This window comes from Thermorudis peleae (assembly GCF_000744775.1).
GTDB classification, from domain to species: domain Bacteria; phylum Chloroflexota; class Chloroflexia; order Thermomicrobiales; family Thermomicrobiaceae; genus Thermorudis; species Thermorudis peleae.
The window spans coordinates 1,238,464-1,253,137 of sequence record NZ_JQMP01000003.1 but is presented as its reverse complement, the minus strand read 5'-3'; the positions used below and the strand labels follow the sequence as shown (position 1 = coordinate 1,253,137).

The 14,674-nt window shown below is 56.2% G+C and carries 12 protein-coding genes and 2 tRNA genes; 8 read left to right on the top strand and 6 right to left on the bottom strand.

The genetic code is table 11. The features are described 5' to 3' along the window. The first annotated feature begins 78 nt into the window (after positions 1-78). Entirely contained in the window at positions 79-1,083 is a 1,005-nt protein-coding gene (locus N675_RS13700) for a hypothetical protein (RefSeq protein WP_051914495.1), read from the top strand. 35 nt (positions 1,084-1,118) lie between these two features. On the opposite strand, the gene N675_RS08705 is transcribed toward N675_RS13700, so the two are convergent. The 3 genes from N675_RS08705 to uvrC all read right to left on the bottom strand — a co-directional run bounded on the left by N675_RS08705 (position 1,119) and on the right by uvrC (position 4,932). After that, the gene (locus N675_RS08705; RefSeq protein WP_051914494.1) at positions 1,119-2,330 is read right to left on the bottom strand and encodes an MGDG synthase family glycosyltransferase; all 1,212 of its coding nucleotides are present in this window, start codon (positions 2,328-2,330) and stop codon (positions 1,119-1,121) included. A 138-nt stretch (positions 2,331-2,468) separates the two neighbouring features. Continuing rightward, a complete protein-coding gene (locus N675_RS08700; RefSeq protein ID WP_038039005.1) occupies positions 2,469-3,095 on the bottom strand; it encodes an L-threonylcarbamoyladenylate synthase in 627 nt (208 codons plus the stop codon). 7 nt (positions 3,096-3,102) lie between these two features. Beyond that, complete coding sequence (gene uvrC, locus N675_RS08695) at positions 3,103-4,932, bottom strand: excinuclease ABC subunit UvrC (RefSeq protein WP_038039004.1); 1,830 nt, start codon at positions 4,930-4,932, stop codon at positions 3,103-3,105. Between the two features lie 132 nt (positions 4,933-5,064). On the opposite strand from uvrC, the gene N675_RS08690 reads away from it, so the two are divergent. Beyond that, positions 5,065-6,123 carry a deoxyguanosinetriphosphate triphosphohydrolase gene (locus tag N675_RS08690; RefSeq protein ID WP_038039003.1) on the top strand — a complete coding sequence of 353 codons (1,059 nt, stop codon included), beginning with the start codon at positions 5,065-5,067 and terminating at the stop codon, positions 6,121-6,123. Further along, complete coding sequence (gene dnaG / locus N675_RS08685) at positions 6,120-8,036, top strand: DNA primase (RefSeq protein ID WP_038039002.1); 1,917 nt, start codon at positions 6,120-6,122, stop codon at positions 8,034-8,036. The genes N675_RS08690 and dnaG overlap by 4 nt, the downstream gene beginning before the upstream one ends. 7 nt (positions 8,037-8,043) lie before the next feature. On the opposite strand, the gene selA is transcribed toward dnaG, so the two are convergent. Further along, complete coding sequence (gene selA, locus N675_RS08680; protein WP_051914493.1) at positions 8,044-9,468, bottom strand: L-seryl-tRNA(Sec) selenium transferase; 1,425 nt, start codon at positions 9,466-9,468, stop codon at positions 8,044-8,046. Between the two features lie 60 nt (positions 9,469-9,528). Continuing rightward, positions 9,529-9,604: transfer RNA gene (locus N675_RS08675), tRNA-Pro, on the bottom strand. Between the two features lie 126 nt (positions 9,605-9,730). Between N675_RS08675 and N675_RS08670 the strand changes: the two genes are divergently transcribed. The 5 genes from N675_RS08670 to N675_RS08650 all read left to right on the top strand — a co-directional run bounded on the left by N675_RS08670 (position 9,731) and on the right by N675_RS08650 (position 13,548). After that, positions 9,731-9,804 (top strand) — tRNA-Arg (locus N675_RS08670). Positions 9,805-9,857: 53 nt separating this feature from the next. Beyond that, on the top strand, positions 9,858-10,430 hold the full coding sequence (gene hpf, locus N675_RS08665; RefSeq protein WP_038039000.1) for a ribosome hibernation-promoting factor, HPF/YfiA family: 573 nt from the start codon (positions 9,858-9,860) through the stop codon (positions 10,428-10,430). A gap of 107 nt (positions 10,431-10,537) precedes the next feature. After that, a complete protein-coding gene (locus N675_RS08660; RefSeq protein WP_231577985.1) occupies positions 10,538-11,860 on the top strand; it encodes a glycosyltransferase in 1,323 nt (440 codons plus the stop codon). A 23-nt stretch (positions 11,861-11,883) separates the two neighbouring features. Continuing rightward, positions 11,884-12,597, top strand: coding sequence for a B3/B4 domain-containing protein (locus tag N675_RS08655; protein ID WP_038038999.1), 714 nt, complete (start codon positions 11,884-11,886; stop codon positions 12,595-12,597). 12 nt (positions 12,598-12,609) lie between these two features. Further along, positions 12,610-13,548 (top strand): LLM class flavin-dependent oxidoreductase, encoded by a 939-nt coding sequence (locus N675_RS08650; protein ID WP_051914492.1) that lies wholly within the window; start codon positions 12,610-12,612, stop codon positions 13,546-13,548. On the opposite strand, the gene N675_RS08645 is transcribed toward N675_RS08650, so the two are convergent. Then, on the bottom strand, positions 13,543-14,670 hold the full coding sequence (locus N675_RS08645; protein ID WP_038038998.1) for a lipocalin family protein: 1,128 nt from the start codon (positions 14,668-14,670) through the stop codon (positions 13,543-13,545). The two genes, N675_RS08650 and N675_RS08645, sit on opposite strands and share 6 nt — an antisense overlap. Positions 14,671-14,674 lie beyond the last annotated feature (4 nt).

Genomic DNA, 14,674 nt, shown 5'->3' with positions numbered 1-14,674 from the left:
GACAGAGCTGCCAGACATTTGGCGCTCCACTTTGCGAAAACACCCTCGAGGGTTAGTAGCCAGGAAAGGAGCGGTTCGATGAGACGCTTCTCGCTGTGGGATGTGGTGTACATCGTCTTACTCGTCCTCGCTATTCCTGCTGGTATCTTTCATTTGCTTTCGGGACGCTATGCGCAAGCCCTAATCGCCGCAGTAGCGATCGTGATAGGGGGCATTGTCGTCGCCACTGGGTTACTCCGGCCCACGTTGGTCGTATCACCAACACCATCCTCCCAGCCCAGTCGCGCCCCACGAACTCCTGCGCTCGCTCCGGCGCGCGAACCCGAACGCCTTCCCAACGGCCGCGTTCGTGACTGGCTCCCACTAAGTATTCTGGCCGGTTTTGCTGGGACTGGTGGCGCCACTGTTGCGTTACTCATGAGCTACGGCTGGATTGTCCAGCCACTTGGGGCGAGCCTACCGCAGGGAACGATACTTCAGCGGTGGTTTGCACACTTGGCGGCCAACCTCCTCACTCAACGAGTATTTACGAGCCTCGCTGCTGCAATCATCCTCAACTTTGCCGCAGGAATTATTTGGGCAGTCATCTACGCCGCCTGGTTTGAACCGCGGCTCAATGGCCCAGGCTGGCGCCGTGGGCTCATCTTTGCTCTTCTCCCGTGGCTTGCATCAATCGTGATCTTCTTCCCAGTGATGGGGGCAGGCATCTTTGGGGTCAAGCTTGGCGCTGGTCCGCTACCAGTAATCGGCAACCTCATTTTGCACCTTGTCTATGGCGCACTCATGGGCGAGGCATTCGTTGTCCAACAGACCTTGGCAGAAACACCAGAGGAGGAGGCCGCTGAAGAGCCAGTGTTAAATCGCGCTCAACGCATCATGGGATGGGCCATCGTGCCAGGATTCCTCGCTGGAGCGCTGCTTGCCCTACTGGGTAAAAGCCTGTTCTCCCCAAACACGAGTAGCAGCCTGGTTTTCATTCTTGGAGGGCTGCTTGGAAGCGCATTCGGCGTCATGATTGGGTCATACGCTGGGCTTGGTGAGCCAGGTGATCTGGGCGAACGCTCGCGTTCGCCTGTCCAATAAAGGATCAACCATCATGGCGACTAACCCTGGGTTACTCAGGCTGCAACTAACGCGAGGATGAGCGAGACCGCAGCTTCAGCTTCGCTTGGGATGAAGGGGGGATGGAGCGGCTGCAAGCCGTTACGTGTTGTCGCTAGCAGCCAGGCAAGCGCTTTCTTGGAGCGCGGGTAGTAAGCCGCACCAGCTCGCTCCATCTCCCAGGCATTGCGCTTGCCATGACCAGCAATCGGCTGATACATGATAATCGGCCGCTGTGCTAGCATGGCCTCGAGGCAGGTAATGCCACCAGCGTTCTGAACCAAGCAATCGGCCGCCGCCATGAACAGCGGAATCTGATCCGTCCATCCGTAGACACGCACCAGCGGATGCTGTCTATAGCGGTTGCGCAAGGTACACTCCAACTGCCGGTTCGTACCACAGACAACCAGAACTCCTACTCCGAGTTCAACGAGATGAGCAACAATCCGCTCGATGTTTCCAATGCCCCACGCACCGCCGATCACGAGGGCAAAGAACACGTCAGGGGGCAAGCCAAGCTGCTCACGAGCCGTGTCACGGTCCGGGAGCTCGGCAAAGGTATCACTCGCGAGGGGTTTCATAAGCCGCACAGTCTCACCAACTTCATCAAAGGCAGGTTGAGGCAAGAGCGAAAGCACGAGATGAAGGTCAACGCCTGGGGATACCCAAAGGCGATGGACACCAAAATCCGTGACAACAGCCGCACAGGGACGAGTAAGCCGGCCGCGCCGCCGAAGATACCCGAGCGCGGCAGTAACTAACGGGTACGTCGAAATAACAAGATCGGGTTCATGAGTCTCAATAAAGCGCAAGAGTCGTTCACCGCGAAAACGTCCATAGAACCAACGGACTGCTTGCGCCACAAATCGCCGATCGGAAAGCGCAAATTGCACTGTATAAGACAGAGGGAAATACTTGAGCTGGCGCGGATACATCCATTGAAAAAGACGGCAAAGGAGAGGGCTCATTGCTCGAAAGCCGTCTTGGATGGTGACACAGTGCCCGCGGGCACTCAGCTGCGCATGGAGAACCCGTGCGGCTGCATTATGCCCACCACCGATTGGGGCCGAGAGAATCAAGATACGATACCGCTGCTTCTCTCCAGAAACAGCCTCAGTTACTCTCCGCCACTCCCAGGTATGGACAGTCAACGGAGGTCGGCGCGTGCGACGGAACAACGGAAGGAAACGGCTGGGGCGTGAAACTGGGGCATCCGACGGCATCGGCATTGTGCTCACGCTCCTTTAATGTCCCACCTGCAGACCACGCCCACCGACATTCGATCGTGGTGCCTCCCCACCTTCAGGCACTCTCGTGCTGATTGTACTGTGATTCACTCCACATTTGGGGAACAAGATCCATTTTGGTTAAGAGAGCAACGCACGTTCGATCTCGGCAGGATCAATCGCCCCATGCCGCATGACCGTTATTCCCGTTGGGGTCAAGGCAATCACCGTTGATGGAACACCTCCCGGGCATGTGCCACCATCGACAATAAGCTCCACCTGATTGCCTAATGCCTCAAAGGCCTCCTCAGCTGTGCGCGCTTCACGCTCACCTGACCGGTTTGCGCTCGTCACAGCAAGTGCACCGCCTAAGGCGCGGATGATTGCAAGCGCGACTGGATGATCTGGCATCCGCACGCCAACTGCACCAGTATCACGCACGACTTCTGGCGGTAGCCACGGTTGGGCTGGCACAACAATGGTCAATGCGCCAGGCCAAAATTGGGCGGCCAGTTTCCGCACTCGCTCGTCGATCGTCGCAGCGAGTCGCTCAAGCTGGTCAAGGGAAGCGATCAAGACGGGAATTGGTCGGTCAAGTGGCCTCCCTTTCGCAACATAAAGGCGCGCTACCGCATCAGGTCGTTCAACAGCAGCAGCAACGCCATAGACGGTATCCGTCGGAAAGACAATTAAGCCGCCATTCAGCAGGACCTCACGTGCACGCACAAGCATCTGGGGGTCATCAGCACGAATGATTTCTGCTGGCACAGCCCTCTTATCCTCCCAACTCAGCTTTCACCTGCTCAGCCAACGCCCGCGTCATCCCGGGAACGTTGGCGATCTCCTCGACACTCGCCTGTCTAATGCCTTCCACAGAGCCGAACTCGCGCAACAGCGCTCGGCGGCGACGCGGGCCAATGCCAGGAATTTCATCAAGGACCGAGGCAATTGTCGACTTCGCCCGGCGCTTGCGGTGGAACGTGATTGCAAAGCGATGTGCCTCGTCGCGAATACGCTGGACAAGATAGAGTGCCTGCGAATCGCGTGGTAAGAGAATTGGGTCAGGGCGATCGGGCAAAAAGAGCTCCTCATGTTCTTTGGCCAATGCTGCAATCGGCAAATCAAGGCCCAATTCTCTGAGCACTTCACACGCTGCGTTGAGTTGCCCTTTGCCACCATCCACAATGATTAAATCAGGAAGTGACCGCCACGATTCTGTCTGCTCCTCGGTAAGTGCGCGTCGATAACGACGGCGAATTGCTTCTTGCAGCATTGCAAAGTCGTTCGGTCCCTCGACGCTCTTAATCTGGAACCGCCGATAGTCACTCTTCTTCGGTTTCGCTTGCTCAAAGACCACCATACTAGCAACAGCGTTCGTTCCGTGCAAGTTTGACACGTCGAAGCACTCAATGCGTCGTGGCAAGCGATCTAAGCCCAGTGCATCGGCGAGTTCACTCAACGCCATTGTTGTCCGCTGCTCATCGTTTAGCCAGCGCACGCGGTGCTGCTCGAGGTTTTGCTGCGCGCTCTTTTGCGTCATCTCGACGAGTTCACGCCGTAACCCACGCTTTGGCACCGTAAGCTTCACCGTACTCCCGCGACGTTCGGTAAGCCACGCCGCAATCATCGCTTCATCGTCAACAGGATATTGCAGGACGATCTCCGGCGGAATCTGCACTGCCTGTTGATAAAACTGGGTGACAAACGATGTGAGAATCGCACTCGGCGTATCGTCAACGCGCGCCCCGGCCATCATATACGATTCTGAACCGAGCAGCTTGCCGTTGCGCACCGTGCTCACCTGAACACAGGCGTCACCCCCGGCTCCCTGAGCAACGGCAAGAACGTCAAACGATTCATTGCGGCCGGTCACAATCTTCTGATGTTGCAAAACGTGCTCAATGGCTCGAATCTCATCGCGTAATCGGGCTGCCTGCTCAAAATCCAGCCGTTCGGCGGCTTCTTCCATTTGCGCGCGCAGCGCAGGAAGAAGATCGTCTCCTTTGCCTTCGAGAAAACAAATAACGTGCTCAATAATTTGCTGGTATTCTTGCTGCGATACCGCACCAATACATGGGCCAGCACATCGACCGATATGATAGTAAAGGCACGGTCGGCTCGCATTACCAGTAATCTCAATATCGCATGCCCGATAGGGGAAAAGGCGCTTCAAGAGTTCGAGCGTACGATGTACAGCGCCAGCGCTCGGATATGGGCCGAAGTAACGGCTGCCATCCTGTACCAACCGGCGCGTTGCAATCACTCGTGGATATGGCTCATTGGTGATGCGGATAAAGGGATACGTTTTGTCATCTCGGAGCAGGATGTTATACCGCGGGCGATACCGTTTAATTAATTCGTTTTCAAGAATCAGAGCCTCAGTCTCAGTATCCGTGCGAATGACTTCAAAATCAGCAATATGCTCAACTAATTCTCGCGTTTTGGCATCCATACCCGAACGCGAGCCGAAGTATGAACGAACACGAGCACGCAACGACGCCGCTTTGCCAACATAGATCACGTTTCCCTGGGCATCTTTCATCAGATAAACCCCAGGAGCAGCTTCGAGTGCAGCAAGACGCTCAGCAAGGTGTTCCTTCGTCATTGATGGCACCCTCAGACAGCTCATCCCTGTACCATATCAAGTTAACCGAGAAAGTTCATATGAACACAACCCTCGTCAAAAGCACTGTCCGTACGTACACTAGATTGCAAGGAAGGGTTAACGGTACGCGTGATGACGACTACGTGCATCCGTGAGTGGATTGAAGAGCGCGAAGAAGCCTGGCTGCACCCAGCAGCTACCCGGAGCCGGGATGCCTCTCGTCCCCATCCTGAGTCGCCATGTGCGGTACGGACAGCATTTCAACGCGATCGCGATCGGGTGATCCACTCCAAAGCCTTTCGTCGCCTGAAGCATAAGACTCAGGTTTTTATTGCACCCGACGGTGATCACTTTCGGACGCGACTGACGCATACGCTCGAAGTAACCCAGATTGCACGCACGATTGGTCGTGCCCTGCGATTAAATGAAGATCTGATCGAGGCGATTGGACTCGCTCACGATCTTGGCCATACCCCGTTTGGCCATACCGGTGAGCGAGCGCTTGCGCGTGTATTTCCAGGTTTTCGCCACAACGAGCAGAGCTTACGCGTTGTTGACAGGATTGAGAAAGACGGCCGCGGGCTGAATCTCACAAACGCTGTTCGTGATGGCATTTTGCGGCACTCAAAACTGGTCAGCAGCATTATGAGCGAAGCCGCGGGGAGGCCACTCACTCCAGAGGCACAAGTTGTTAAAGTCAGCGATGGCATTGCGTACATCAACCACGACCTCGACGATGCAGTCCGCGCGGGCATGGTACGGCTGGCTGACATCCCGAAGCGAGTGCTGCAGATCCTGGGAGAGACGCATGCTGAGCGGATCAATCGGCTCGTGCTCGATGTTATTACCACCTCAGCACCATTGCTCGATACGTTCACACCAGGCATGCAGGTCATCGCGCTTTCCTCTTCCATGCGGGAAGCAGCCGATGAACTTCGCACATTCCTCTTTGAGCACGTGTATGAACCGCTCAATCATTCCCCTGAGACACAGAAAGCCGAGGCGATCGTCGAGTATCTTTTTCAGCACTATGCAACGCATCCAGAAGAAATTCCGCAGGAATTCGCTGCCGCGCTGATCGACGATGGCCCTGAACGCGTCGCTGCAGACTATGTCGCCAGCATGACGGACCGGTATGCACTCATGAAGTTTGAGCAACTGCGTATTCCACGTTTCTGGGTACTAACATGACGAGTGCAGGTGCATTTCGCCGAGACGATCTTGAGCGCGTTCGCGAAGCGACAGATATTGTCGAGCTTGTCGGCAACTACGTTGCCCTCCGAAAAACTGGCCGACATTATAAGGGGCTTTGCCCTTTCCATCAGGAGAAAACCCCGTCTTTTATCGTTTTCCCCGAGACCCAAACGTTTCACTGCTTCGGCTGTGGCGTCGGTGGCGACGCAGTCAGCTTCTTGATGCGCATTGAGCAACTGAGCTTCCGCGAAGCACTCGAGCGCTTAGCCGAACGCGCTGGTATTACACTGCACCGCCCATCCCCGCAGCGTGCAGAGCAGGATGCTCATCTAGCTCGCTTAGCTGAACTCAATCGGCTGGCCGCTGGTTGGTTTAGCCATGTGCTGTGGAACACCACACTCGGCGCAGCTGGCCGTGATCTCCTTGTCCAACGTGGCATTGATCGCGAGACAGCTGAGCGATTTCAGCTCGGGTTTGCACCAGCTACCCGAGACGCGTTACTCCAGCATCTACGAAAGCAGGGGGCGACACGCGATGAGCTGCTCGAAGTTGGTCTGATCGGCCAACGCGAGGACGGAACACTCTACGACCGCTTTCGCAATCGCCTTATCTTTCCGATCCGCGATCGTGAAGGAAAGATCCTCGGGTTTGGCGGACGGGCACTTGGTGATGTTCAACCGAAATACCTCAATACTCCGCAGACTCCATTGTTCGACAAGAGCAGTGTGCTGTATGCGTTAGACCTCGCCTGGGAGTCAATCCGCCGAACGCGGCAGCTCATTGTCGTTGAGGGCTACATTGATGCGATTACGGCTCATCAATTCGGCTACACCAACGTAGTAGCATCCATGGGCACAGCATTGACGGAGCGGCAAGTTCGGCTGGTACACCGTGCCGTCGATCAAATCATTCTCGCACTTGACGCTGACGCAGCGGGTCAACAAGCCACACTTCGTGGACTGGACGTCATGCGAGAGGTGCTTGCTGAACCGGATCGCCCGGTACCGGTAACCACCTCCGATGCCGATGCTCGTGTGCGCTACATGATTCGGTTCGAGCGAACACTACGTGTTGATCTCCGCATCGCCCGGCTCGTTGGTGGAAAGGATCCAGATGAGCTGATTCGCAACGACCGGCAAGCGTGGGACCAGGCCATTACGCACCCTGTTCCCCTGTTCGATTTCTATCTTGACGCACTGCTTGGCACACAGCCTCCAACGTCGCCACAAGCGATTTCAGCGCTCGTGCAACGTATCGCTCCGATTTTGCGCGAGATTAGCGATCCAATTGTACAGGATCATTATGTCCAGCAAGTCGCTCGACGCTTGAGCATTCGCGAAGAGTTGGTTCGCCAGGCGATGCGAACATCACGTGGCTCACCACAGCGCATGCGAAGTCCCGTCCCCGAACTCGCCGGGCCAACACGAACACCTCTTACAGTGGAGGAACGATGCATCGCGCTCTGTCTCCGCTACCCGCAGCTTGCTCAATCAGTGATCGCTGAGCTTGACGAATACGACGTACTCGATGCACGCAACGCAGCCATTCTCGAGGCACTGCGAACAGCTGATCCGTCACAGTTACGCGAGGACAACAATACATGGTTGCCTCCTGAAGTGCAGGAATACGCCGAGGAACTGCGCAATCGCCTGCCGCCAATGCCGGAAACACCCGCTTCCACTACGATCGAGACGATTCGGCAAGCAATCCATCGACTACGACGAGAGCGGCATGAAGCGCAAGTTCGGCTGCTCCACCAGGAGATACGAGAAGCCGAAGCACGGGGTGATCGCGAAATCGTCCGTGAGCATCTCCAGCACCTCGAACAACTTCGCATCCGCTATCCGGAGTTTTATCCTGCCCCCAGTCCCTATTTCCCCGACCTGCGTTCTGAGCAAGCGCGGATGTAACCGTCTGTCAGACAGAAAACGTGCGGCGGAGGATGGCAATAAGCTGAGTATCTTGCTCCGGCAAAACAGTGCGAGCATCAAACATCAATCGATGCTCTTCGAGCCGTGCAACCACCGGTGGGTTGTTCTTACGTAACGCTGCTGCGAGGGCATCGAGGCTCATGCCACGCGCACGCGCCGTGGACTCGGGAATGGCCAATGCCCAACTTGGCAATGTTGAACCAGGAAGCGAGCCACCACCAACAGCAGCTTCGCTTGGGACAACCTCGGCCGCAACCGCTGCTCCTAAAGCGTGCTGCCATGTTTGACAGCGCTGTTCAAGCGCTTCTACTGGTATGCTCATCATTCGCCAAATCGGAATCTTTTGTTCTGCTTCGCCTCGTAGGTAGTGGCGAAGTGTCGCGGCCAGGCCTGCCAAGGTCGTTTTGTCAGCACGTACGGCACGAGCAAGGGGATGCGCTGCTACGCGCTGGACGAGGTCATGTCGTCCAACAATAATCCCGGCTTGTGGTCCGCCTAAGAGCTTGTCTCCAGAAAAACAGACGAGGTCAGCCCCAGCAGCTAGCTCTTCCTGCACCATCGGCTCATGAGCGAGACCATACCGCGCAGTGTCGAGTAATGCGCCACTACCAAGATCGGCAATGAGCCACAAGCCATGCTGATGTGCCAACTCAGCGAGTTCAGACAACGTGGGTTGAACCGTAAAGCCAACAATGCGGAAATTGCTCCAATGCACAGAGAGAATCGCAACAGTTTCTGGACGAATTGCTGCTGCATAATCGCGTACGTAAGTACGATTGGTCGTTCCGACCTCAACTAGCCTCGCGCCACTCTGAGCGAGAACGTCGGGTATACGAAAGCCTCCACCGATCTCGACAGCCTGGCCGCGAGAGACGATGACGTCACGTCCAGCGCAAAGCGCGCTTAGCACGAGCAGCACAGCAGCAGCATTGTTGTTCACAACGAGCGCCGCTTCAGCTCCGGTTAGTTCCCGCAGCAGAGTGGCAAGCTCGCGCATGCGCCCCCCACGCCGCCCCGTTTCGAGTTCGAGTTCGAGCGGCGTATAGAACCGAGCCGCCTCGGCCATTGCGATTGCTGCATCCTCACTCAAGGGAGCACGGCCGAGGTTGGTATGCAAAATGACGCCGGTAGCGTTAATGACTGGACGCAACTTCGGAGTAAACAAAACCTGCAACTGGTGCTGCACCCGAGCAATGAGCTCATGGTGTGATGGAGCAGGTTCGCCTGCCAAAATCGCTTCGCGACTTTCGGCAAGAACGCGTTGGATCGTACGGACGAGAGTGTCGTGGTGCATCGTTGTAACGAACGGAGCGAGTTCATCCGCCTGCAAGAGCGTCGCAACAGAAGGAAGCTTGCGTAGCTCGCTTGCACGTTCCTGTGAAGCAGCTGCCACCGTCTGCCGCTCGTCCATCAGCGATCTCCCTTGCTCACTAATGAGAAAGAGGGCGATCATGATGATCGCCCTCTCATGTCGGGGAGAGAGGATTTGAACCTCCGACCTCCGCGTCCCGAACGCGGCGCGCTAAACCGGGCTGCGCCACTCCCCGTTACACGGTGCTAAGTATACCGGCAGAGAGGCAGTGCGACAAGCAGAGAATTGCGTTATGAACGGGCGGTCTCTCGAAGCACGAACGAGGTCCATGCTAGACTTGGGATAGGCAGAGGTGAATATTGCCCGCGTAGCTCAGGGGAAAGAGCCGGGGCGTCCTAAGCCCTGTGGTCGGGGGTTCGAGTCCCTCCGCGGGCGCTCTTTCCTCCAATAGGGGGAATCCAAGCGGGAAACAGCAAAGGGGGCACGCGATGGAGTTCCAACTCCGGACGCTTGACGTACCGCTTACCGATGGACTCAACCACTATATCCGGCAGCGCATGCAAAAGCTCGACCGGCTAAATGTCCGCGCAGTTGACACACGATTTGAAATACGCCGTGTACCACAACGCTCAGGCGGCGAAATGTACATTGCACAAATGACAGTGCTTACGAAAGCGGCAATTCTTCGTGCTGAGCACCGGGACCGTGACCTCCATCTTGCGATCGATGGAGCTATTGAGCATATGGCGCGCCGCATGAAACAGTTCGTGGAAAAACGCACCACCGAGCGCCATCGCCAGACACAGCGGGTGCTTGAAGCGCAAACAGAAGCCTTACTCACTGCCGAGCCCGAAATCGAAGAAGAGGAAGAAGCCTTGCCCAAGGTCGTACGCCGGAAGCGTTTCCCGGTCTATCCCATGACCGAAGATGAGGCAATTGAACAAATGGAACTGCTTGGGCACGACTTTTTCGTTTTTTGGAATCCTGCCGATGAGCAGATTAACGTGCTCTACCGCCGCAAAGACGGGCAATATGGTCTCATTCAGCCCACACTTGGCTAAAAGCGCTTGCCTGGACGTGTATAGTTATTGCTGTGCGTTTAACTCCTGCCAGCCGGCCACATGGCCGGCTGCGCGGTTCTCAGGCATATCGGCAGAGGAGGGACAGCGTGTCGCGGCATCAGGCCAAGATAGCACAACTTTTCGGGCCTCCCCCTCTGCATTACGTTGCGATGCTTTCCGTTCACACCTCTCCGCTTGAACAGCCAGGGAACCGCGACGCCGGTGGGATGAATGTCTACGTCCGCGAACTCGCCCATCACCTGGCACAACGCGGCATTGCTGTCGATCTTTTCACGCGGCGGCAACACCCCGACCAACCGGTTGTCCTCCATATTGAGCCTGGTGTGCGTCTCTTTCACGTCGAGGCTGGGCCGCCCATGCCCTTGCCCAAAGAGCAACTTTTCTGTTATTTGCCAGAATTTGTTACGAATCTGGTCTTTCTCGCCGGCCAAGGCGGCATGTTGCCCTATGAGCTTATCCACGCACATTACTGGCTTTCGGGATGGGCTGGATTTTTATTGCGTTTCTACCAACCTATTCCACTTGTGCAAATGTTTCATACCCTAGGTGAGCTCAAATGGCCAGGTGAAGCGGCTTTCCAGCGAGAGCCAGCAATACGACTCCAAGTTGAGCGTCGGCTTCTGAGCCTTGCCGATGGCATCGTAGCTGCCAACTCAGATGAACGAACGGCAATGGTCGAGACACTGGCAGTTGCCCCAGAAAAAATCTGTACCGTTCCTCCTGGCGTCGATCTCGAGCGCTTCCGACCATTTCCACAGCGCGCAGCACGCGAGGCACTCGGTTTACCGGATGGACCAATAGGGCTGTACGTTGGCAGAATTGACCCGATCAAAGGCATTGATACGCTCCTCGTTGCCTGGCGTTGGCTGCTCGATCGCTGGCCTGTTGACTCCCCAAAGCCGTTGCTTGTGTTCATTGGTGGCCAGCGTCAAGATACCCCAACTGGTCCGCAGTACGATGCCGATCTCGCAGGAGTCGTTCAACACGCCGATGCACTTGGGATCAGCGCGTTTGTTAGGTTCCTCGGATCACAGCCGCGTGACATCCTGCCACTCTACTACAGCGCTGCTGACCTCTGTGTCGTGCCATCACGCTACGAGTCTTTTGGACTGGTGGCCGTTGAAGCAATGGCATGCGGCACTCCGGTTATCGCGACCCACGTTGGAGGCTTACGATTCACGGTCGAACATGAAATCTCAGGTCTCGTTGTCCCGCCGGACAATAGCGAGGAACTTGCTGCAGCTCTCCTTCGAGGATTCCGTGATCACCAATTGCGCACCCGTCTTCAGGTCGGCGCGCGACAGGCGGCAGTGCGATACTCCTGGGATGGGGTAACCAACGAGATCCTTACATTCTACGAACGCATTCTGTCAAAGCGCGAAGGCACGATTTGCTCTACACCATCATAGCCATATGGAAGGGGAAATACCGTATGGCACGCCGAATCTTCGAAATTGCGTCGGAAGTCTTTTCTCGTATTCCCCATGCCCGCTTCGCCGCCGTCGTCGCTCATGGAGTCGAGAACACCCAGCCGAACACCGAAGTCCAAGCTTTCCTACAAGATACAGTACAGGAGACGGTTGAACGTTTCAGCGGCAGTGATCCGAAAGCCCACCCGGCAATCGCGATTTGGCGTGAAACGTTCCGGGCCCTTGGGTGGTCACCCAGCACATACCTCAGTTCTGTCGAAGCACTCGTGCGACGCTCCGTCAAAGGCAATCCACCGCCCCATATTAACCCAGCAGTTGACCTCGCCAATGCGATCTCGTTGCGCTATCTCGTTCCCATCGGCGCGCATGATTTAGCTTCAGCACCTCAAGGAATCGATGTCCGCTTTGCTGACCCAGCTCTTGACCGCTTCCTCCCACTGGGGAGCGACGAGGAAGAGTGCCCCTCACCCGGCGAAATCGTTTACGCCCATGAACATGACATTCGAACCCGCCGTTGGGTTTGGCGTCAAAGTCGGACAGGACTCGTAACGTTCTCTTCGCGCGACATTCTCTTTCCGATCGATGGCTTTGTCGACGTGACGGAGACAGCAATCCGTGAAGCTGCTCATGCACTTGCAGACATGCTGACCTCATTGCTGGGCGCTACTGTCAGTATCCATTGGCTTACACCCGATCAGCGAACGGTGAGTGAGTAGGAGAGAGCAGCAATGGCAGGCGTCACATTTGGGATTCACGTGGGTCCACAAAATACTACCATTGATGAACTTCGCCGACTCTGGCGTTTTGCTGATACACAAGGGTTTGGCTGGTTTTCGGTCTGGGATCACTTCTATGCGCGAACCAGTGATGAGATTCCCCACTTCGAAGCGGTCGCTCTCCTGAGCGCGATCGCGAGCGAAACGCAGCGCATTCGCTTTGGCTGCATGGTTTTCGCCGTCCAATTTCGCAATATCGGCCTTCTCGCTAAGTCCCTGACAACCATTGATCACTTGAGCGGCGGGCGGCTCGAAGCTGGACTCGGCGCAGGCTGGCATGAGCCAGAGTACCGGGCCTTCGGGTATCCGTTTCTCGCGAATCGCGAGCGGCTTGATCAACTTGAAGAGGGCATCCAAGCATTGCGCCGCCTACTCACCGAAGATGCAGTAACCTTTCACGGCAAGTACGTCCACCTTGAAAATGCCCGGCTGCTGCCGAAGCCAGTCCAAGCACAGCTCCCCTTATGGGTCGGTGGTGGTGGCGAACGACGCACCGCACGGATCGCAGCCCGGTATGCTGATGGTTGGAACATCCCCTATATTGGCGCTGAGGAATTGCCGCAGAAGCTGGCGGCTCTCGAACGATGGTGCGAGCAGGAAGAGCGTGACCCACGCACCATTCGCATTGCTGTCCAGCTTGGACTCTACATGGCGACGAGTGATGCCCCTGACGCAGTCGAGCGCCTTCGTCAGCGACTCATTGCCCAAGTTGGCCCGCAAGCTGCAACGCAGCCGGGTTACCTCGTCGGTGGCCCGAAAAGTATTGCCGAGCAACTTTATCGCTATGTTGAGCAAGGAGTAACAGCCATCAACCTCGCGCTTCGGCCACCCATTGACTGGGAAGCGCTCGACGCATTTGTCAAAGAGGTCATGCCAGCCTTCAAATCATGAATGCGGCACAGGAAGGGAAGGTGTGGGCTGGATCGTGGGTCGGGCATACCCAGTTAGCTCGACATACCCCTTGCCATTTACTGGCCTGTTATCGGCGAAACCAGCGATCTCGACTTCACCCTCCCAGTACATGACGCCAGTTGAGCGAACTGTTTGCAACTCTTGATCCTGGAGTACGGGCGTGACTGTCAGTTGAAGCCTGGCAGCGGGAATAGCAATTTTCCAGCCCGAGGGATAGAGCGCTCCAGAATGGGGACTCTGCCACGAGCCTGTTGACTGGATTCTGAATGCATCGGCAGACAAATACTGGGGATGTCCTTCCGGATCAACAAGTGTGCCACTCGCCAACACTACCGATCCCTCAGTGTCATGTGTTTGCCAAAGCATCACATCTCGGCCATCATCGAGTTGAATTGCGAACCAGTTCCATCCTCCTTGGTTCCCAACAATAAAGTTACCCCACTGATGATCCATCCACGCTTGGCCCTGGACAGCGAAATCCGCTGTGCCGGCACGCAACGTTCCCTGAACAGCTAGGCGGGTGCGCGAGTAGTAGTATGACCCAGTTGCTGGAGCCCAGGTGAAGAAACCGCCGGGACTTTCAAGCACCGGGGGTTTTATTGAGCGCAAAGCAAGCTGCAGCGCGTAGTTGTCCATGCGGGCTGCAAGGACAAGCTGATTGTCAGTAATCTGGAGAGACCAATCGGCAACAGAGAGAACAACTGGAAGTGTCGACGGCGGCCGTGGATGGCTATCGACACGTTCAGCCCACGAAAACTGCTGCGCCTGGTGATCTGTGATGGCAAAGTGGGCAGCGTAGACAACCGGATAGCCAAAGCGTTCGGATTGAAAGATGACAAACTCAAAGCCAAATTGCCGACCGTCTGTCGCTTGGAGATGGCCTGTTGTGTACCACCATTCTGTCAAAACATCATGTGGAGCATCGTCGTCCGGCAATTGTATCGGCCCTGGCGTAGGTGGAGGTGTCAGGAAAAGCTGGGCGGTGCGCTCACGAGTCGGCACCGAAGACTGCGGCATGTTTTGTGCCAAACCAGCATGGCTCGCGCAGGCCGGAAGTACCAGCAGGAGCAAGGCAATGATAATCGGTACCCACCGCCGCATGATG

Coding starts and splice junctions, on each gene's coding strand:
- uvrC (WP_038039004.1), bottom strand. CDS start 4,932: ATGACGAAGGAACACCTTGCTGAGCGTCTTGCTGCACTCGAAGCTGCT.
- hpf (WP_038039000.1), top strand. CDS start 9,858: ATGGAGTTCCAACTCCGGACGCTTGACGTACCGCTTACCGATGGACTC.
- N675_RS13700 (WP_051914495.1), top strand. CDS start 79: ATGAGACGCTTCTCGCTGTGGGATGTGGTGTACATCGTCTTACTCGTC.
- N675_RS08650 (WP_051914492.1), top strand. CDS start 12,610: ATGGCAGGCGTCACATTTGGGATTCACGTGGGTCCACAAAATACTACC.
- selA (WP_051914493.1), bottom strand. CDS start 9,468: ATGGACGAGCGGCAGACGGTGGCAGCTGCTTCACAGGAACGTGCAAGC.
- N675_RS08645 (WP_038038998.1), bottom strand. CDS start 14,670: ATGCGGCGGTGGGTACCGATTATCATTGCCTTGCTCCTGCTGGTACTT.
- N675_RS08705 (WP_051914494.1), bottom strand. CDS start 2,330: ATGCCGATGCCGTCGGATGCCCCAGTTTCACGCCCCAGCCGTTTCCTT.
- N675_RS08690 (WP_038039003.1), top strand. CDS start 5,065: ATGACGACTACGTGCATCCGTGAGTGGATTGAAGAGCGCGAAGAAGCC.
- N675_RS08655 (WP_038038999.1), top strand. CDS start 11,884: ATGGCACGCCGAATCTTCGAAATTGCGTCGGAAGTCTTTTCTCGTATT.
- dnaG (WP_038039002.1), top strand. CDS start 6,120: ATGACGAGTGCAGGTGCATTTCGCCGAGACGATCTTGAGCGCGTTCGC.